The 18,367-nt window shown below is 75.1% G+C and carries 18 protein-coding genes and 1 pseudogene; 9 read left to right on the plus strand and 10 right to left on the minus strand.

What is annotated here, in order from left to right; genetic code table 11:
* Positions 1–14: 14 nt before the first annotated feature.
* From WDV86_RS08035 to WDV86_RS08055, 5 genes are all read left to right on the plus strand, one after another.
* Entirely contained in the window at positions 15–638 is a 624-nt protein-coding gene (locus WDV86_RS08035; RefSeq protein WP_339567096.1) for a hypothetical protein, read from the plus strand.
* Between the two features lie 1,193 nt (positions 639–1,831).
* Positions 1,832–2,812, plus strand: coding sequence for an ABC transporter substrate-binding protein (locus WDV86_RS08040; RefSeq protein ID WP_339567097.1), 981 nt, complete (start codon positions 1,832–1,834; stop codon positions 2,810–2,812).
* Positions 2,805–3,908, plus strand: coding sequence for a FecCD family ABC transporter permease (locus WDV86_RS08045; protein WP_339567098.1), 1,104 nt, complete (start codon positions 2,805–2,807; stop codon positions 3,906–3,908). Before WDV86_RS08040 ends, WDV86_RS08045 begins: the two co-directional genes overlap by 8 nt.
* On the plus strand, positions 3,905–5,008 hold the full coding sequence (locus WDV86_RS08050; protein WP_339567099.1) for a FecCD family ABC transporter permease: 1,104 nt from the start codon (positions 3,905–3,907) through the stop codon (positions 5,006–5,008). Before WDV86_RS08045 ends, WDV86_RS08050 begins: the two co-directional genes overlap by 4 nt.
* A complete protein-coding gene (locus WDV86_RS08055) occupies positions 5,005–5,895 on the plus strand; it encodes an ABC transporter ATP-binding protein (protein ID WP_339567100.1) in 891 nt (296 codons plus the stop codon). Before WDV86_RS08050 ends, WDV86_RS08055 begins: the two co-directional genes overlap by 4 nt.
* Before the next feature lie 724 nt (positions 5,896–6,619).
* Here the strand turns inward: WDV86_RS08055 and WDV86_RS08060 are convergent.
* From WDV86_RS08060 to WDV86_RS08095, 9 genes and pseudogenes are all read right to left on the minus strand, one after another.
* Positions 6,620–7,573, minus strand: a complete 954-nt coding sequence (locus WDV86_RS08060) for a nuclease-related domain-containing protein (protein ID WP_339567101.1) — start codon at positions 7,571–7,573, stop codon at positions 6,620–6,622.
* Positions 7,574–7,688: 115 nt separating this feature from the next.
* The gene (locus WDV86_RS08065) at positions 7,689–8,063 is read right to left on the minus strand and encodes a PH domain-containing protein (protein WP_339567102.1); all 375 of its coding nucleotides are present in this window, start codon (positions 8,061–8,063) and stop codon (positions 7,689–7,691) included.
* An 87-nt stretch (positions 8,064–8,150) separates the two neighbouring features.
* Positions 8,151–8,768 (minus strand): helix-turn-helix domain-containing protein, encoded by a 618-nt coding sequence (locus WDV86_RS16255; RefSeq protein ID WP_445262986.1) that lies wholly within the window; start codon positions 8,766–8,768, stop codon positions 8,151–8,153.
* Between the two features lie 178 nt (positions 8,769–8,946).
* A complete protein-coding gene (locus tag WDV86_RS08070) occupies positions 8,947–9,633 on the minus strand; it encodes a hypothetical protein (protein WP_339567103.1) in 687 nt (228 codons plus the stop codon).
* A 310-nt stretch (positions 9,634–9,943) separates the two neighbouring features.
* Positions 9,944–10,144: a hypothetical protein gene (locus tag WDV86_RS08075; RefSeq protein ID WP_339567104.1), complete on the minus strand. Its 201-nt coding sequence runs from the start codon at positions 10,142–10,144 to the stop codon at positions 9,944–9,946.
* Between the two features lie 235 nt (positions 10,145–10,379).
* Positions 10,380–11,366 (minus strand): hypothetical protein, encoded by a 987-nt coding sequence (locus WDV86_RS08080; protein ID WP_339567105.1) that lies wholly within the window; start codon positions 11,364–11,366, stop codon positions 10,380–10,382.
* 264 nt (positions 11,367–11,630) lie between these two features.
* Positions 11,631–12,119, minus strand: a pseudogene (locus WDV86_RS08085) (integrase core domain-containing protein); the annotation flags it as partial.
* A 265-nt stretch (positions 12,120–12,384) separates the two neighbouring features.
* Positions 12,385–13,890, minus strand: a complete 1,506-nt coding sequence (locus WDV86_RS08090) for a hypothetical protein (RefSeq protein WP_339567106.1) — start codon at positions 13,888–13,890, stop codon at positions 12,385–12,387.
* The gene (locus WDV86_RS08095) at positions 13,887–14,696 is read right to left on the minus strand and encodes an ABC transporter ATP-binding protein (RefSeq protein ID WP_339567107.1); all 810 of its coding nucleotides are present in this window, start codon (positions 14,694–14,696) and stop codon (positions 13,887–13,889) included. Before WDV86_RS08095 ends, WDV86_RS08090 begins: the two co-directional genes overlap by 4 nt.
* A 153-nt stretch (positions 14,697–14,849) precedes the next feature.
* On the opposite strand from WDV86_RS08095, the gene WDV86_RS08100 reads away from it, so the two are divergent.
* From WDV86_RS08100 to WDV86_RS08110, 3 genes are all read left to right on the plus strand, one after another.
* On the plus strand, positions 14,850–16,061 hold the full coding sequence (locus tag WDV86_RS08100; protein ID WP_339567108.1) for a sensor histidine kinase: 1,212 nt from the start codon (positions 14,850–14,852) through the stop codon (positions 16,059–16,061).
* A complete protein-coding gene (locus tag WDV86_RS08105; protein WP_339567109.1) occupies positions 16,058–16,753 on the plus strand; it encodes a response regulator transcription factor in 696 nt (231 codons plus the stop codon). The genes WDV86_RS08100 and WDV86_RS08105 overlap by 4 nt, the downstream gene beginning before the upstream one ends.
* 89 nt (positions 16,754–16,842) lie before the next feature.
* Positions 16,843–16,965, plus strand: coding sequence for a hypothetical protein (locus WDV86_RS08110; protein ID WP_339567110.1), 123 nt, complete (start codon positions 16,843–16,845; stop codon positions 16,963–16,965).
* Between the two features lie 120 nt (positions 16,966–17,085).
* Here the strand turns inward: WDV86_RS08110 and WDV86_RS08115 are convergent, their stop codons facing one another.
* Entirely contained in the window at positions 17,086–17,271 is a 186-nt protein-coding gene (locus WDV86_RS08115) for a hypothetical protein (protein WP_339567111.1), read from the minus strand.
* Between the two features lie 86 nt (positions 17,272–17,357).
* Here WDV86_RS08115 and WDV86_RS08120 point away from each other — a divergent pair, with 86 nt between their 5' ends.
* Positions 17,358–18,236 carry a nuclease-related domain-containing protein gene (locus tag WDV86_RS08120; RefSeq protein ID WP_339567112.1) on the plus strand — a complete coding sequence of 293 codons (879 nt, stop codon included), beginning with the start codon at positions 17,358–17,360 and terminating at the stop codon, positions 18,234–18,236.
* Positions 18,237–18,367: the final 131 nt, after the last annotated feature.

An 18,367-nucleotide genomic window follows, 5' to 3' on the forward strand; every position in this document is an offset into this window, starting at 1 on the left:
GCCCAGGACGTCCCGTGCCTGACGCCACCGCGACGACGACGACGCCCGGCACCTACCGGATCGCCGACGGCTCCGCCGTCGCGTTCCCCGACGCGGTCGACGCCTGGGCCCGGGCGGCCCTCGCCGTCCTCACCGCCCGCGCCCGCACCTACAACGCGACCATCGGCTACGGCGACCTCGCCCGCGCCCTGTTCGCCCGCTCGGGCGTCGCCACCCGGTCCCTGCTGCAGAACTGGATCGGCGACGTCCTCGCCCGCGTCTCCGACGCCTGCGCCGACCCTGGCACCGACCACCCGCCGCTGGACGCCCTGGTGGTCCGCGAGGCCGACGGCAGCGTCGGCGCGGGCTACGGCGACGCCGTCGAGCGCCACACCGGCACGCGGCCCGCCGACGTCGACCGTCACGCCGCGCATGCCCGCCTGCAGTGCTACCAGGCGCTGGCCCGCGACCTCCCTGCCGACGGCGGGCAGCCGACCCTCACCGCCAGGTCCACCTCCAGCCGGAGCCGCGGGGCGGGCGTCCCGCCCCGGCGACGCACGGTCGCCGCGCCGGCCGCCCCACCGCCGCCGCCCCCGGCGACGTGCCCCTCCTGCCACATGCAGCTGCCCCGCAGCGGGCAGTGCGACATGTGCGACTGAGGACCGGGAGCTTCTGGGGTCGTCGCCGAGCTGACCCGGCGTCCGAGTCCGACGGCGCGCAGGTCACCGCGCCGGCAGACCTGCCTGGCGTCGGACTCGACGTCCGACGGCGCCACGCCGGTGACCTCTGACCGCGGCACGCCGTCGAGGTCGTCGGCGGGCGAGACCCGCACCAGCAGCGCCCCTCCTGCGACGCCGCGACGCGCTCGCGCGCCGCGGCGTCAGCCCTCCAGCGGGTCCACCGACCAGGCGGTGGAGCCGCGGGTCAGGAGCTCGGCGTGGCCTCCGCCGCGTCCGGCTCCGTCGACGAGTCGGACCCGCCCTGCGAGGCACCGCCGTCCTCACCGCCGGGCCCACCACCGGGCCCACCACCGGGCCCACCACCGGGNGCCGTGGCCGCCACGGCCGCCGGCCGGCGCGGTCGACGTCACCGCCTCCTCCACCCGCTCGCGGACCTCGGCGAGCCGGGCGTCGGCCTCCTCCTGGGTGAGGTCACCGGCCTCGACGCGCTCCTGGACCCGCTCGGTCTGCGCCGCGACGAGGGCGTCGACGAGGGTCGACTCCTCCACGCCCTGCGCCTGCGCGACCGAGGCGAGGGTGGCGCCGTCGGCCGAGAGGGCCTCCCGCAGCTCCTCGCCCGTCAGGGAGAGGGCCTCGGCCGCCGCCTCGAGCCCACCCGGGCCGCCCACGCCGCCGGGGCCTCCGCGACCACCCGGCCCGCCGGGCCCGCCGGGCATCTTCTCGACCAGCGTCGAGGCGACCGTCTCGGCCTGCTCCTGGGTGATGGTCCCGTCGTCCACCAGCCCGGCCAGGGCCTCGGTGATGCGGTCCACCCGCTCGGCGAGGGCCTGCGCGACGCCCTGGTCCGCCCCCTCCTCAGCGGCGGCCGCCAGCGCCGGCCCGGCCAGGGCCGCCGCGCCGACCGCGGCACCACCGAGGGCCACCGCGCTGGCCACCACGACCGTCGTGATCGTTCTGCGCATCGTCGTCCTCCTCTGCGACGGGCGGTCTGTCCGCCCGAGGAAGACGCTCGGCGCCGCACCTGTCAGGAGGCTGTCGCTGCGGCGTGGCCCGCCTGCAGATCGGCCCGGCGGCGAGCACCTCGCCCCGACCGCACGGGGTGGGGCCTCCACCGACCCCACCGCCCAGTACGGTTAGGCATTGCTTACCTTCCCTCACGACCGAGGAGCCTCGTGCTGACCACCACCCCCGCTCGACGCCGCAGCGCCGCCCTGGGCCTGGTCGGCGCTGCGCTCCTGCTCGCCCCGGCGTGCGCCGGCCCGGGCACCGACTCAGGCGACGCCGCCCCGACGAGGACCGTCGACACCGTCATGGGGGAGGTCGCGGTGCCCGAGCCGGAGGACATCGACTCCGTCGTCGTCCTCGAGGGTCGCCGCGACACCGACGTCGTGCTGGCCCTGGACCTGCCGCTCGTCGGCTACCCCAGCCGGGACCCGGCCGACGGCTACGAGCTGCGCGGCCCGCTCGCCGACGGGCTCGAGGCCGCCGACGCCCAGGGCGCGCAGCCGCTCTTCCTCGTCGACGAGATCAACCTCGAGGCCATCGCGCAGGTCGCGCCGGACCTCATCGTGTCCCGCTCCACCGAGCTGGAGCCGATCATGGCCGAGCTGCAGGCCATCGCCCCCGTCGTGCCCATCGGCAACCAGGACGAGACCACCTGGCAGGCCGACCTGCTGACGGTCGGCGCGGCCACCGGGCGCACGGCCGAGGCCGAGGCGCTCATCGCCGAGTACGACGCCCGGGTCCAGGAGATCCGCACCCGCTACGCCGAGCAGATCGCCACGACGTCCGTCGTGCCCTTCGAGTACGACGACGAGGGCACCGACGTCGGCGGCGGCCGGCTGGAGTCGATGGTGCTGCAGGACGTCGGCGCCCTGCCGTCCGAGGCCTTCGCCCAGGCGCTCGACAGCGGCGAGACCGTCGAGTTCAGCTTCGAGCAGACCCGCACCGCCTACGACGACGCCGACGCGATCCTCGTCTTCGTCACCTCCGCGCAGATGTGGGCGTCGATGGGCCAGGACGCCCTGTGGACCTCCCTGCCGGCGGTCGAGCAGGGCCAGGTCGTGCGCGGGGACAGGCTGACCCACGACGGCGGGCCGCTGACCGCCCTGCACGTCCTCGACCAGGTCGAGCAGCTGTACGCGAGTGTCTGAGCCGGCCCTGCACCCCGACCGGGTCCGGCGCCCGCCCCGGCCCGGCCTGCGACCCGGCCCGGGCGACGTCACCGGCACCGGGCTCGCGCGCACGACCGGCGCCCGGCTGCGCTGGCTGCTGCTGCTGGGGCTCCTCCTCGCGCTGGCCGTGCTCGCGGGCGGCGCCGTCGGCTCGCGCTCCCTGGGGATGGGTGAGCTGTGGGCCGTCCTGCGCGGCGACGGCAGCGTCGAGGCGACGGCGGTCCTGCTCGACCAGCGGGTGCCGCGGACCCTCATCGCCCTCGTCGCCGGCGCCGCGCTCGCCGTCGCCGGGGCGGTGATGCAGGCGCACACCCGCAACCCCCTGGCCGACCCGGGCCTGCTGGGCGTCACCGCCGGCGCGGCGCTGGCCGTCGTGCTCGCCATCGCGCTCCTCGGCGTGACCAGCGCCACCGGGCACCTGTGGGCCGCGATGCTCGGGGCCGCCGCCGCCGCGACGGCGGTCACCGCCCTCGGCCTGCTCGCCGGCAGCCGCCGCGACGCCTCGCCCGCGACGCTCGTGCTGGCCGGCGCGGCCCTCGGGGCGGTGCTCAGCGCCGTCTCGGGCATCGTGCTCGTCGTCAGCCCGACGACGTTCGACGTCTTCCGCTACTGGAGCGTCGGGTCGCTGAGCGGCGTGCAGGACCTCGCGGGCCTCGCGCCGGCCTTCGTCGCCGTCGGCGCGGGACTGCTCCTCGCGCTCGCGCACAGCTCGACGATGGACGCCCTGGTGCTCGGCGACGACGCGGCCTCCTCCCTCGGGCGCGACCTGGGCCGCTCGCGGCTCGTCGGCCTCGGCGCCGTCACGCTGCTGGCCGCCGGGGCGGTGGCGTGCGTCGGCTCGCTCGGCTTCGTCGGCCTCGTCGCGCCCCACCTCGTCCGCCTGGTCACCGGCCCCGGCCACCGCCGGCTCGTGCCGGCCAGCGCGCTCGTCGGCGCCCTGCTGGTGCTGCTGGCCGACCTCGTCGGCCGCGTCGCCCTGGCGCCCGCCGAGGTGCCCGTCGGGGTGGTGCTCGGCGTCGTCGGCGCCCCCGCCTTCGTCGCCGTCGTCCTGCGCGCCACCCGGCGGACGGCGTGAGCGCGGTGGTCGAGCGCCGGGTCGCCGCGCCGCCCGTGCCCCCGCGCGAGCCCCTGCTGCCGGCCGTGCGCGTGGGTCCGGCGAGCCTCGTGCGGCGGCCGCGGGTGCTGGCCGTGACGGCGGGCTTCCTCGGGGCGGCGCTGGCCGTCGCGGTGCTCGCCCTGGGCGTCGGCGACTACACGCTCACGCCCGGGCAGGTGGTCGCGGCGCTCGCCGGCCAGGGCAGCCCGCAGGACCTGCTCGTCGTCCAGACCGTGCGCCTGCCGCGGGTCCTCACCGGGCTGGCCGCCGGCGCGGCGCTCGCCGTGGCGGGGGCGCTGCTGCAGACCACCGCCCGCAACGCCCTGGCGACGCCGGACCTGCTGGGCATCACCGCCGGCGCGAGCGCCGGGGCGGTCGCCGTCATCACCCTCGGCGGACGGGCCTCCACGGCCGGGCCGCTGCGCGACGTCGGGGTCCCCGCGGCCGCCCTCGCCGGCGCGGCCCTCGCGAGCGCGATCGTGCTGCTCATCGTGCGGCGGTCGGGCTTCGCGGGCACCAAGCCCCTGCTCGTCGGCGTCGGCGTCTCCGCCTTCTTCGCCGCCGTCGTCAGCTGGCTGCTCATCGCCGCCCCGCTCAACGACGCCTCGCGCGCCAACGTGTGGCTCACCGGCTCCCTCAACCAGCGCTCCTGGCCCGAGCTGTGGCCGCTCGTCGTGTGCCTGGCCGCCGCCGTCGTCGTGCTGGCGCCGCTGGCCTCCCGGCTGGGCGCGCTGCAGCTGGGCCCCGACCTCGCGCGGGCCACCGGCGCAGGGGTGCGGGGCACGGCCGCCGCCACGAGCCTGGTCGCCGTCGTCCTCACGGCCGTCGCGGCCGCCTCGGTGGGGCCGATGGGGTTCGTCGCGCTCGTCGCCCCGCACGCGGCGCGCCTGGCCAGCGGCTCCTCGCGGCCGCCGCTGCTCGCCTCGGCCTGCTGCGGTGCGCTGTTCCTCGCCGCGAGCGACCTCGTCGCCCGGATGCTCCTGGCGCCCCTGCAGCTGCCGGCCGGCGCCGTCGTCGCCGTCGTCGGCGGGCCCTTCCTGGCCTGGCTGCTCGTCGTGCGCCGCCGGAGGACGACGTGAGCGGGCCCGGCGAGGTCGACGGCGCGGGCGCCGCGCTGGGCGCTCGGGGGCTGTCGGTGCAGCTGGGCCGGGCCCTGGCGGTCGACGCCGTGGACCTGGAGGTCACCCGGGGTGCCGTCACGGCCGTCGTGGGCCCCAACGGCTCGGGCAAGTCGACGCTGCTGCGCGCCCTGGGGCGCCTGGTCGCGCCGACGGCGGGCACGGTGGTCCTCGACGGCGCGGACGTCGCCCGGCTGCGCAGCAAGCAGCTGGCGCAGCGGCTCGGCGTGCTGCCCCAGGGGCCGGTCGCGCCGGAGGGCCTCACGGTCGTCGACCTCGTCTCCCGCGGCCGCGACCCGCACCGCCGCTGGTACGACCAGTGGTCACGCGCCGACGAGGCCGTCGTCCTCGACGTCCTGGCCCGCACCGGGATGCTCGACCTCGCCCACGCCGCCGTCGACGACCTCTCCGGGGGCCAGCGCCAGCGGGCCTGGATCGCGATGGCCCTCGCCCAGCAGACGCCCGTCCTGCTGCTCGACGAGCCGACGACCTACCTCGACGTCGCCCACCAGCTCGACGTCCTGGAGCTCGTGCGGCGCCTGCACGAGGAGGCCGGCACGACCGTCCTCATGGTGCTGCACGACCTGTCGATGGCCGCCCGCTTCGCCGACCGCGTCGTCGCCCTGCGCGACGGGCGGGTCGTCGCGCACGGCACTCCCGCCGAGGTCGTGACGCCGGAGACCCTGCGCGCCGTCTTCGACCTCGAGGCCCACGTCGTCGCCGACCCCACCACGGGCCGCCCGCACGTCATGCCCGTGGGCCGGGCGAGCACGGGGCCAGACGGCCGGCGCGGCGGCGGAGCCCAGGACGACGTCACAGCGACAGGGACGCGGCGCGCCACGTCGTGAGCTGTGCGCCACCACGGGCGCCCGTTCCGCGTCCTGGGCCCCTCACGGCGGACGCGGACACCCTGCGGGTGGCGTGACACCGGGGGTCCTGTGGCCTCGATGGCTGGGTGGTCATGCCCCCCGCGCCTTCGGCGCGCGACACCGCCCATGTCCGACGAGGGATCGGTGCACCGACTCTCGGGCTCACGGGGTGGTCGCAGCACCTCTTCCCCGAAGGCGTGGCGGCTGCACCGGGGCGACGGCGTTGAACATGCGGCGGCGCTCGGCGTCGACCGAGCTGCCCGCCTCATCCGCACGCCACCCCACATCAGCGCACGATGTGGCCACACGTGCGTAGCGGGAGGACCACGCCTTCCCCGTCGTCGACGGCTTCTGGCGCCGGTCGGCGATGGACGGTGGCGACTGCGCGTGCCTCGTCGTCGGCCCTCAGGCGGACGCCACGACCGCGCTGCCCGCGCACCCGGCCTTCTCCCGGCCCCTCGACGAGGTCGCCATGGGCGAGGCGGCGGCGCAGGCCGCCGGGCTCACCGGGTACGACGTCGTGCGAGCGTGGCGGCCCGCAGAGGCTTCGTCCTGTGAGCGGGTCTACCCGGCCTCCTGTGGCGACAACACCAGCACCGATGACCTGACGGCGGACACACCGGAGCGGTGCGTCGAGTGCAGGTCGCGGCGCAGCTACTCGCCCGGTCAGGACCGCGGCCGCTGCTCGGAGCGACGGCTCCCCTCACCCGACGCGCGGCCGCACCCAGGTGCTGGAGCGCCGGGCGACGTCGTAGACCCGCGCCACCTCGTCATCCGTCAGCCGCTGCGGCTGAGCGATGAGCCAGCCGGCCAGCTCCCGCCGGCTGGTGACGGTGACGTCGCCCGGCTGGCTGCGGATCGTCAGGCCGCCGCGGACGCCCACGAGGGCGACGACGCCGGCCACCTCTACCGGCCCGGCGCCTGCGGCGGCGAGCAGCCTGGCCGCGCGGCGCGCCTCGTGCCGGCTGTTGCGCACGTACCGCGTGCGCTGACCGTTCACCAGGACCGTGCTGCCGCCGACCCACACCCGGGCCCGCGGGTGGTTCTTGGTGTTGATCGTGAAGACTCCGCCCGGGCCGACCACGACGTGGTCGATGTCGCTGTCCCGCTCACCGACAAGCACGGCGTGCAGCACCCGCCACCGTCTATCGAGCCTGGCCAGCTGCGCCGCGACGGCCTCCTCCCCGTCCGCGCCGATCCGCCACGCCCGTTCCTCGGTGTGCCTCCCGAGCAGCCGGGCGACGAAGGTTCGGACGGGCGCCGCCCGACGCAGCTCGAGGGCCTTGGCGCGCGCCGCTGCACCGGCGCGGTTGGACGCCAGGTCGGTCCACGCACGTCCGAAGGTCTCGGGTCCCGACGAGGCCGGCTCGGAGGTCGCCGCCGCCTCCGCCGGCGCGGGGACCCGCGGCACCGGCACGGCCGCCACCTGCTCATGGTCGGCGTCCGGGATGCCGGCGGTGCCGACCGGCACCACGACGTCCGGGTGCCCGGCGAGCGCGGCGTCGAAGGCGGCCCGGCCCGCGGCGTCGCACTCTGGGGTGAGGACGGCCGTGGCGGTCGTGCAGTCCCAGTAGCCGAGCTGCTGGCCGTCCGAGCGCTGCACGTAGAGCCGGTGGTGGCCGTACCGCCGCCAGCGCTGCACCTCGAGGTCGCCCATCCCCCGAGACTCGGCCTCCCTCGGCCACCGGGAGACGCCATCACGGCGCTGTCACCCGGTCGGTCCCGGCGCCTGACCCCTGACGGGCCAGTGGCCCGCGGCGGCAGGTCGCCGGTCAGAGGACGTGCTGGGCGATCAGCTGGCCGAGCTGGCGGACGTCGGCCCGGCCCTTGAACTCTAGCCGCACCTTGCCGAGCCCGCTGAACCACAGGTCGAGCTCGGCGTCGAGGTCCAGCGTGCCGGCCGTCTCCACGCTGAAGGCCTGGACCTTGGCGTAGGGCAGGCTCGTGAAGTCCTTCTTCTTGCCCGTCATCCCCTGGACGTTGACGGCGATGAGCCGCTTGTCGGTGAACACGACGTAGTCCCGGATCGCCTTGAAGGCCTGCAGCACCCGCTCGCCGGGGACGAGGAGGTCGGCGACACCATCACCGACCTCGGCTGGGTTGACGGGAGCGAGCTTGAGGAAGGTGCCGTTCGTGAAGTCGATCATGGTCGGCACCGTAGGCAACGCGACCCCGGTCAGTCAGGGAGAACGGCGCCTTCGCGCCCTCTCGGCGACAGCAGGTGTGAGTGGCGCTCACCCGGCGAGGCGCGACAACCCCGACCCCCGCACGTCTGGCACGTCGGTGAAGCCGCGGCGGCCCGGGCCCGCTGCCGTGGCGATCAACGGCCTCTCGTCCCACCGGTCCAGCGCCGAGTTCCCGAAGCAGCCGGGCGGGCCGTCGACGTACTGCTGAGCGGCGCGGCAGCGCCGGCTCGAGGTCCACGCCGCGCGGGGTCGGCGAGGTAGGTCGCGTCGTCGACGAAGGACGTCGTCACCCCGCGCCGGCCGTGCGTGAGGGAGGCCGTGCCGGCGCGGGTGGGTGCCCTGTCGAGGTCGACGTGCACGCCCAGCTCGGTGATCGGCGTGCTCACCGACGCGGCGGCGCGGGCGCGGCCGAGGTCGGTCTGCCACGGGTCGAGCGAGTCGACGAGCCGGTTTCAGCGACCGAGCGCCCGGGCGACGCCGAGGACGGTCTCCAGGCTGACGCCGACCTCGCCGTTGCTCCAGGCGCCGCAGCGTGTCCCGCGAGATGCCCGCGCGCTCGGCGACCTGCTGCGCCGTGAGGTCCTGCAGCTTGCGCCATGCGGCGAGCTGGCTGCCGATGTCTTGGCCGGCGCGGCGGACGCGCGCGGGCGTCGTCTTGGCAGCCACGGTGCCACTTGACGCCCAACCGATCAGTCATCAAAGGGACTGGTGGCGGAGTTGTCAGGCATCGACGCCTCGCCGGCGCAGACCAGGACCGGCCCGTGGGACACCGACGGCGTGACCTCGTCACCTCCCTCGCCGCCTCACCGCCACGGTCGGGCGACCAGGTGCCGGCCTAGCCGCCTCACCCAGATGCTCGAGCGCCGGGCGACGTCGTGGACGCGCGCCACCTCGTCCTCGGCCAGCCGCAACGGCTGAACGGCAGCCCTTGGAACCGCTCACCGACGCCCTCCTCAGCCGGCGCGACGCACCGCCTCGTGGAGGGCGCGTCGCACCCACGCTGAGCGTGAAGGACCCGCACGCTCGGCGGCAGCTCGTATCGCCTCGTCCAATTCACGCGGCACGCGCCCCTCAGCAACGGCGACTCACCCGCGGCCGACAGCGACGGACGGCCACGCCCGCGCACCTGCTCGAGCGCGTCCTCCACCGCCGCGTCGACGACGGCCAGCCGCTGCTCGGGTGCGCCTTCGTGATTGGTTTTCAGCGCGAGAGACATGGCCGTTGTCGAGACGGCAGCCACCGGCCGGGACGCGGTCGCGCCCTGCCGCTCTACCGCCGTCGACGTCGTGCTCATGAGTGTCCGGATGTCCGTGTTGAACGGCGTCGAGGCCACCCGCCAGCTCACCGCGCTGGCGGACCCGCCGGCCGCCGACCTCCTGACGACCTCTAGCAGCGTCACGGCGTCGCCGACGCCCTGCTCGCCGGAGCGCGGGCCTTCCTGCTCGACGACGTCGACACCGAAAAGCTGCTCGGGGCGATCCGCAGCATGCACCGGGGGCAGTCGGTGATCGCCCAGGCGGCGACCGGGCACGACGCCTCAGGAAGATGCCTCGGTGCATCCAGGTGCAGTCCGCCAGGGAGGGCCGCCGCATCAATCGCCTCGGTTATCGGCCTCGACGCAACACTCCGAGACGTTGAAGGCACCGGTCCTCGCGACACGTAGACCTGGGCACACCGTGCGCCAGACGGCCGTCATGTCGACGATGACGCCAGGCCGCACCTATTGCTCCGTCGATCACCTTGGCGCGCGTACAAGCTCGATAGGGCACGCCCGTCAGCTCGATGTCGTCATGCAGCCAGCAACTTCTACGATTAGCAGCCCCTCGTTCGCGATGAGCCGGTCAAGCGGAGTCGAATTCTCGCGCGAACCAGAATACCGGGTCGACGGCACGAACTGAGCCGTTGTCTGTGCGGACAATCTGCAGGAAGCTGCGGTAGCTGCTGCCGTCGCTCAACTCGCCCTGCACGAAGACCACTCGTGAGCCATCGGCTAGTTCCTGCTGGCCGACCTCCGTATAGGAGGTGGAATAGATGCCTTCCATTGCATCGAGGGAAAGCCGGCACATTGACTGATCGCTGGCGTACTGGTCGCAGAGATCTGGCTCTCCTGAGTGTTGGGCCGCAGAGTCGAGAAGTCCCGACGCCTCGCTGGTAGTTATGGGTCCGAGTGATGGCGGGCGGACCGTGAGAAGCGTGCCGGCCAAGGCGACTGTTCCTGCGCAGACGATGGCGAAGTGTGCGACTCTCCTCTGCGCGCTGAGGTGTCTCATGTCGCGGTCAGATCCGAACATAGGCAGTGAGATCCCATCCGAGACTGAAGGCCGGGACCTTGCCATTAGGGACACCCACTGCGATTTGGGATTGGACACCTCGCTCGGTAGACGCCTTCGCGATGGAGGTCCAAGCCGACGTGAAGGACCCAGCAGCGGATCCCTTGGTGATGTCGTTGGTCTCGCAGGCGTCGTAGCTGCCGCCGACGTTGACGACGCCCGCAGTGACGGCAAGGCTGATGCTGCGGCACTTGCCGTTGCTGTCAGCTCTCGGAGCCCAGTCCTCCCAGTACTGAGTTGTGGACCCGCTCTTCTTCGTGCTGCTCAGTTTGCACATCCCGACTTGCCATCCGCTGGTGCTCTTGCAGGTGCCGTACTGCTTAAGAACCCAGTGGTCACGGCTGCTGTCACCGTCATAGGCGATTGAGCCGAACTGACGGCAGTGGTCGAACCAGCCGCCCGTCTCGGTGTAGCGGGCGTAGCAATAGGGACTCTGCCACTTGATGGAGCCCCCCGCCGCCGCGACCCGCGTGGCTGATGCGTCGGCCACGGGCCTGCGCACCGTAGAGGTGTCGGCCACAGGCGTCGGTACGGCGACTGTCTGCACCGAGACCTTCGAAACCTCGGTCGAGGTAGCAGAGGTCTTGACCTCAGGCAAGGGCTGCCCCGCGGGCACTACCCACGTTGCCGCCTCGTCACCCTCCACGCCCGTGAACACCAGATACTCGGGCGTCTTAAGGCTGGCCACGCTCGACAGAGTCTCCCCCGGTGCGTTGACCTGGCTTGGTGCTGCAAATGCTGCGGTGCTCACCTGCATGCGCTGAAGCATCGCTTGGCCGGCCTTGGTGGCGGTGATGTCTCGGGCTCCCCCTTCCGGGAGCCCAGCGCCGGTCAGCAAGGCGGGGGCCAGTAAGCCGAGAATAAGCATGGCCCCATTGAGGGGGCGCAGGCGCCCGAAGCGGGCCGTTGCCTGGTCGATGCGGGTACGAGGCATGGGCTCGCCCATCTGTGACGACCGCGACGTCGGCGCGATCCAACTGATCGGAGCAGGACGCCAGCGCCGTCGGCTAAGACAGTGCTGGGCGCCACGCGCTGGTTGACGGTTGTCATCGGCGAAGACCGGAGACAACTACTTTGCCAGTGGCGGCTGGCGGAAAGTAGCGACTGGCGCGGTCCGCGTCAAGGCGGGTGGGGCCAGCGGGTGTCAGGCCGCGGTGGTGAGCTCGGACGACTTGGGCTCGTCGGTGGTCGTGGTGGGTTAGTTGATCCCTGCCGCGGGCGGCAGGCGTAACACCGCGGGCAGGCCGGTACGGGGGGTGAACCGTTCGGGGTGGCCTGCGTGGGCGGCGGCCAGGGCCTCGCGGCGGGCCTCATCCACGCCATCGGTGCGGTGGTGGTGAACGTCGGCGGGGGTGTGCAGCCCGATGCCGGCGTGGTGGTGGTCGTAGTTGTACCAAGCGGCGAACTCCGCCATCCAGGACCGCGCCTGCGCGAGGTCGGGGAACCGTTCGGGAAAGGTCGGCGCGTACTTCACGGTCGTGAACAACGCCTCGCGGAAGGGGTTGTCGTTCGAGACCCGGGGGCGGGGGTGGGAGCGCTCCACCCCGAGGTCTTCGAGCAGCTGGGCGACGCTCTTGGAGGTCATCGAGGTCGCGCGGTCGGCGTGCACGACGTGCGGGATGCCGTGGACGCCAAAGACCTCACGCATCATCGCCTCGGCCTGGGGCCCGGACTCCCGGGCGGGCACGCCCACCCGAACCCGGCGCGGCGGACGCGCGCGGGCGTCGTCTTGGGAGCCACGGTGCCACTTGACGCCTGATAGATCAGTCATCAAAGGGACTGGCGGTAAATTCGTCAGGCATCGTCGGCGGAGCGGTCAGCCTCGCCGGCGCAGACCGGGGACCGGCCCTCGGGACACCGATGGCGTGACCTCGTCACCTCCCTCGCCGCCTCACCGCCTCGGTCGGCGACCAGGTTCCGGCCCAGCCGCTGTCGCCCCCGACACCTGCTCGTCACGCACGACCGGTCCTGACGACCCCCCACGCGGCCAGCGTCCCCAGCAAGACCGTGCCGACGAGGGCCGCCGGCACGGTGACGGCGAGGTGCTCGTCGTCGAGGAAGGCGGCCCAGGACCACGGCACCAGGAAGCCGACGGCGCCCAGCGCCTGGCTGCTGAAGACGAGCAGCCCCAGCACGACCCCGCAGCTGGTGGCCAGCAGGCACCCGAGCACCCCCACCACCGTGACCAGCCAGGTCGAGAGGCATACGAGGAGGCACCCGACGAGGCACAGCATGGCGCCGAAGCCGAGCGCGGTCACGGGCCCCATGCCGGCGACGGCCAAGCCGCCGACGACCACGACAGAGCACCCGGACACCACCGCCACCATCAGGCCGAGGAGCCGCCGCCCCCACCGCACCGGGGCGGGTCGCCGGGTCGCGACGGCCCGCAGGCCCTCGCGCAGGCGGGGCACCCAGAGCACGGGAACCAGGGCGGCGCCCAGCGGCATCACGAGCAGGGCCCAGAAGGACGCCACCTCACCGGGCTCCCGCCACCGCAGCAGCGCCAAGGTGCCCAGGACGGCGAGGATGGCGAGCGGAGGAACGGCCGAGCGGCGGACGACCATGACGACGGCCCCGCCGTCACCGCCCCGAAGAGCTCCTCCGGGTGCGGCCGGAGGACGCGCGCCGCGGCGAGCGGACCGGTAGGTGGCCGCCGCGCCGGGCCGCCACGCCTCGACGGTGCACGCCTCCGCGACCCGGACCACGACGAGGGCGGTGACGGCCAGCCCGGCGGACAGGGCCACCGCCGCGCCGGCGCCGGGCAGCGCCTGCCCACCCAGGGCGACGCCGTTGGCGTGCGTGCCGATCAGGGGCAGGGCGGGGCGGACCTGCCACGCGGGAGGGCTGGCCCACCAGTGCGCCGACTCGGCGGTCAGGACGCCGGTCACGCTGGAGACCACACCGACCGCGCAGCAGCCCAGCAGCCCGGCCACCTCGCCGACGACGACGAGCACGGCGACGTACCCGACGGAGGAGACCGCCAGGACGGCGACCAGCCGAGCGGCGTCGAGACCTGCTGAGGCGAGCGAGGTCTCGCCCGTCCCGGCGAGGGCGAAGAAGACCAGGGTCGCTCCGAGGACGGCGGCGTGGCCAAGGACCGACCACGTCCAGACCACGGTGACGAGGGCGAGCCGCCGTCGCCACGGCGCCACGCCGCGGGCCAGGGTCCCGCCGCGACCGCAGGAGGCGCCGACGCCGGCGACCCAGCCCGCGAGGACGGCCGTGAAGGCCGGCCCGACGGCCACGACCCACAGGTTCTGGTAGGCCAGGAAGGAGCTCCAGCCGGCCTGCCCGGTGCTGAGGAGCAGCAGCGAGGTGAGCACCCCGACGCCGCCGGCGGCGACGAGCGACCGCCGCAGCGGGGAGGAGGACCACACCCGGACCTCGCTCGCCACGACGGCCCGCAGCCGAGGCCCCGGGCGCCCGAGACCGGTGCGCCGCAGCACGCCGGCGCTCACGCCGGCGTCCCCGCGACGAGGTCGAGGTAGGCGCGCTCGACGTCGCCGTCCGGGGCGAGGTCCGCGAGCCGCCCCTCGAACCGGCTGGCCCCCGCGACGACGCAGCCGACGTCGTCCGCGAGCGCGGCCACCTCCGGCAGCACGTGGCTGCTGAGGACGACCGTGCGGCCGGCGTCGGCGAGCCCGCGGACCAGGTCGCGCACCTGCCGGACGCCCACCGGGTCGAGGCCGTCCTGCGGCTCGTCGAGGACGACGACCTGCGGCTCCCCCAGCAGGGCGATGGCGGTGGCGAGGCGGCTGCGCATGCCGGTCGAGTACCTCCGGGCGCGGCGGTCGGCCACCTCCTCCAGGCCCGTCCGCGCGAGGGCTTGCCGGACGGCCTCGCGGTCGACGCTGACCAGGCGCGCGTGCACGTCGAGGTTCTGCCGGCCGGTGAGGTGGCCGTAGACGCTCGGCCCGCCGACGGACGCCCCCACGTGCGCCAGCAGCTCACGCGACCACGGCCGCCCGAGGAGCCGGACCGTCCCGGCGGTGGGCCGGACGAGGCCGAGCGCGACGGCCAGCGTCGTGCTCTTGCCCGCCCCGTTGGGCCCGAGGAGGCCGTAGACCCGGCCGGGTGCGGCGTGCAGGCTCACGTCCCTCAGCACCTCGACGCCGCCGAGGCGGCAGGCCACGTGCTCGAGCGCGACGTCCGCCGGGCCCGTCACGGCGCCGGCCCGGGTGGTGGCGCCCGTGGTCCCCTCGGCGCCCCCGGCGGTGGTCCGGTCGTCGTGGTCGCGCCCGGCGCCGGCCCTGGTGGTGTCCATGGCGGCCAGCGTCGTCACGAGCGCCCGCGCGCGGACCCTCCTGCGGTCCAGACTTCAGCCGCGAGGGCTCCTCCGCGGGGAGGAGCCCGCGCGACGTCGGCTCGTCCCGGGGAGGGAGGACAGAGGGTGCTCGAGACGCCACGCTCCGTGCCCATGGACGGGTCCGCGCGCGCCGAGCAGCTCGCCTGCTCGGCGCAGCGACGGCGCCGGGACCTCGTGCGCCGGGCCCCGCGCGGCGACCTCGTGCTGTCCGCCCTCGGCCTGGTCATGACCGCCCTCTACTGGGTCGTCGCGGCGCAAGAGCCGTCGTGGACGAGCCTGGCCCAGGCTCTCCTCACGACGGCGCTGGCGGCGCTGCTCGTCGTCCGGCGCACCGCCGTCGTGGCCGCCGCTGTCGCCACGACCCTGCTGCTCGCCGCCATGGCTGTGCTGGCGCTGCTGGCCCCCGTGGCGCTCGGCGCCAACCCGGTCCTGCTCTGCGCCCCGCTGTCGGTCGCCGCCGTCACAGAGGGGGCGCGCCCGCGGTGGGCGGGCGTCGTCGCGCTGGCCGTGGGGGTGGCGGGTAGCGCCGTCAGCCCCGTCGTGCTGCAGTCGCAGGCGCGGTGGTGGGCGTACGGCGCCCACGTCGCCGTCCTCCTGCTGGCCTACGTGTGGGCCAGCCGGCGCCGGGCCGTGCGGGCCGGGCACCGACGGGAGGTCGAGGCGCGCGTGGCGCTCGCCCGCGCGCAGGAGCGGGTGCGGATCTCCGCCGAGCTGCACGACGTGCTCGGGCACAGCCTCACCGTCATCCACGCCCAGGCGAACGCGGCGCTGGCGCACGACGACGGCCGGCGCGAGCGTGCGGCGCTGCTCGCCGTCCGCTCGGTCGCGAAGACCTCGCTCGCCGACATCCGCTCGCTCGTGACGGTGCTGCGGGGCGAGGAGGGCGAGGACGCGCACGCGGAGCTGGACGTCACGACGTCGCTGCACCAGACGCTCGCGCACGCCGAGGCGGCGGGCCTGCGGGTCGAGGCCGATCTCCCGCCGCGGGAGGTGCTAACGCGGTGGCAGTCCGAGCTCGCGCCCGCGACGCTGCGGGCGCTCGCCCGCTGCGTGCAGGAGGGGACGACGAACGCGGTGCGTCACGCGGGGCCCGGCCAGTGGCTGGGCGTGCGGGTCTCCCGGGGCGCCGGCGGGGTCGTGGTGGCCCTGAGCAGCACGAGCGACCGGCGGGCCGACGCGGTGGGGTCCGGCCACGGGCTCCTCGGGCTGGAGGAGCGGGTGCGGCTGCTCGGCGGCACGTTCTGCGCGGGCCCGACGGAGACGGGGTTCCGCGTCGAGGCCGTCCTGCCGACGTCGCCGGGCGCCCCGGGCGGCGAGCGGTGACGGCGATCCGGGTCGCCGTCGTCGACGACCAGGCGCTGCTCGTCTCCGCCTTCGCGTCCCTGGTCTCGAGCGCGGAGGACATGGTCGTCGTCGGGACGGCGGCGGACGGGCGCGAGGCCGTCGCGCTGTGCCGCGCCACCGCCGTCGACGTCGTCCTCATGGACGTCCGGATGCCCGTGCTGGACGGCGTCGCGGCGACCCGGCTGCTGGGCGAGCTGCCGGCGCCGCCGAAGGTCGTCGTCCTGACGACGTTCGACCGCGACGACTACGTGCGGGACGCCGTCCTCGCCGGCGCGCGCGGCTTCCTGCTCAAGGACGCCGGCACCGAGGACTTCCTCGGCGCCATCCGCGCGGTGCACCGCGGGCAGAGCGTCTTCGCCGACGCGGCGACGACGCACGTGCTGGCGGCCGTGCGGTCGGCGCAGGCGGCTCTCCCCGACGCCGACGCCGACGTCGACGGCGGTGGGGAGCAGCGGGCTCTCGCCGAGAAGCTGCTGCGCCGCACCACCTCCCGTGAGCGCGACGTGCTGCGGCTGGTCGGCTGCGGCCAGAGCAACACGGAGATCGCCCACTCCCTGTGCGTCGCGGAGACGACGGTGAAGACGCACGTCAGCAGCCTGCTGGCCAAGCTGGCGTGCCGGGACCGGGTGGGCCTCGTCGTCCTCGCGCACCGGGTCGGGCTGGCCCCCTAGGAGGCTGCGGTCTTCTGTGCTGCACCCCACCCGGGCCCAGAGGAACCACCCTTCACACCAGCGTCGCGTCGTGCTCCGTCAGCACCGCCATGACGAGCGCGAGCCCCGCGACGGTCTCCGGCGACAGCGTGATCCCCGGCGCCCCACGAGAGCCCGCGGACTCGTGGCGACGCCGCGTCCGGGCCGTCGTCGACGAGCACGTGCACGAGTAGGTCCGCGTCGCGCCGGCAGCGGTAGCGGAAGCCCACGACGTCGGGCAGCCAGGCGCGTTACGGCCGCGCCCACACGCGCGCCACGTCGTCGTCGCTCAGCCGCAGCGGCCGGGCAGCGAGTCACCGGACCAGCACACGCCGGCTGGTGGCGACGACGACGCCCGGCTGGCTGGCTGGCTGGCTGGTGAGGCCGTCGCGGGCACCCACGACGACGACGCCGCCGGTCTCCTCCGCCGGCGCGGCGCCCGCCGCGTCGAGCAGCCTCGCCGTGCGGCGCGCCTCGTGCCGGAGCGCGCCAGCTCTCATGGCATCGCGGGAGCCGCAGACGGGTGACGCCCGTGGAGGCGTGCGTGCCGGCTGCCGATGCCACGACTCCGGGGAAGGGCGGTCAGGTGGAGCCAGGCGCAGGAGCGGCAGACCAGGCACGGCGGCACGCCGCCCGTGCCGAACGACTGGCTGCCCAGCAGTCCCTCGAGACCACCGACGAGGCCCGCGCCGCACTCGAGCGCGCCCAGCGCGCGGCCCAGTGCTGGGCGGCGGGCGCGCAGGGCGAGGTCGAGGTGGCGCAGGCCCTGCGCGACCTCGATCGCTTCGGGTGGACAGCACTGCACGACGTGCGCTGGCCCGGTCGGCCCCGCGCCAATCTCGACCACGTCGCCCTGGGACCCGGCGGAGTGGTCGTCGTCGACGCCAAGAACTGGACCGGGCAGGTCGGCGTCCGCGACGGGACGTTGCGGCAGAACGGGCACGACCGCACCCGAGAGGTCGAGTCCGTCCTGGCCGCGGCCGCGGCGGTGACGGTCCTGCTGAACCCCACGCACCGCACCGCGGTGCGCGCCGTGCTGTGCCTGGCCGGTCAGGACATGCCCGCCACGACCACCAGCAGCGGAGTCGTTGTCGTCGGCAAGGCCCACCTGGCCGAGCACCTCGCCGCACTGCCTCCACGACTGAGCCCCTACGAGGTCGCCGACCTCGGGCGTCACCTGCACGACCAGCTCGAGCGACGGGCGTCCGCACCGACGCGTCCGCGGCGCTCGACCCAGCGCGCCGTGCCCCGCAGCCCACGGCGCGCGCCCGTCCGCCGCCGACGGCGAGGGCTCGGCGCCCGGCTCGCCGCGACGCTGGCCATCGTGGTCGGCGTGTGGCTGGCCCTGCAGATGGCCATGGGTGTCCTCACCGGCTACCTCGACGACCTGGCCACCCCACCTGCGCCCGCGCCGGCCACCAGCCTCGCCCCGCCTGCATCTACGGCGTCGCCCGGCACGGGGTGACCGACGGCACCGGCCACCGTGGCGGCGGAAGGTCTCGACCACCGCCCACGACCCGTGACGCCCGACGCTGGTCACCCGCCGGCACGGGCGTGAGACGAAAGTGACTGAGTGCGACTCAGGCGCAGCTGCTC

It is taken from the genome of Pseudokineococcus sp. 1T1Z-3, from assembly GCF_037482365.1.
Lineage (GTDB): Bacteria > Actinomycetota > Actinomycetes > Actinomycetales > Quadrisphaeraceae > Pseudokineococcus.

Coding starts and splice junctions, on each gene's coding strand:
- WDV86_RS08060 (WP_339567101.1), bottom strand. CDS start 7,573: ATGGGCGACCTCGAGGTGCAGCGCTGGCGGCGGTACGGCCACCACCGG.
- WDV86_RS08065 (WP_339567102.1), bottom strand. CDS start 8,063: ATGATCGACTTCACGAACGGCACCTTCCTCAAGCTCGCTCCCGTCAAC.
- WDV86_RS08075 (WP_339567104.1), bottom strand. CDS start 10,144: ATGGAAGGCATCTATTCCACCTCCTATACGGAGGTCGGCCAGCAGGAA.
- WDV86_RS08080 (WP_339567105.1), bottom strand. CDS start 11,366: ATGCCTCGTACCCGCATCGACCAGGCAACGGCCCGCTTCGGGCGCCTG.
- WDV86_RS08095 (WP_339567107.1), bottom strand. CDS start 14,696: ATGGACACCACCAGGGCCGGCGCCGGGCGCGACCACGACGACCGGACC.
- WDV86_RS08100 (WP_339567108.1), top strand. CDS start 14,850: ATGGACGGGTCCGCGCGCGCCGAGCAGCTCGCCTGCTCGGCGCAGCGA.
- WDV86_RS08110 (WP_339567110.1), top strand. CDS start 16,843: ATGACGAGCGCGAGCCCCGCGACGGTCTCCGGCGACAGCGTGATCCCC.
- WDV86_RS08115 (WP_339567111.1), bottom strand. CDS start 17,271: ATGAGAGCTGGCGCGCTCCGGCACGAGGCGCGCCGCACGGCGAGGCTG.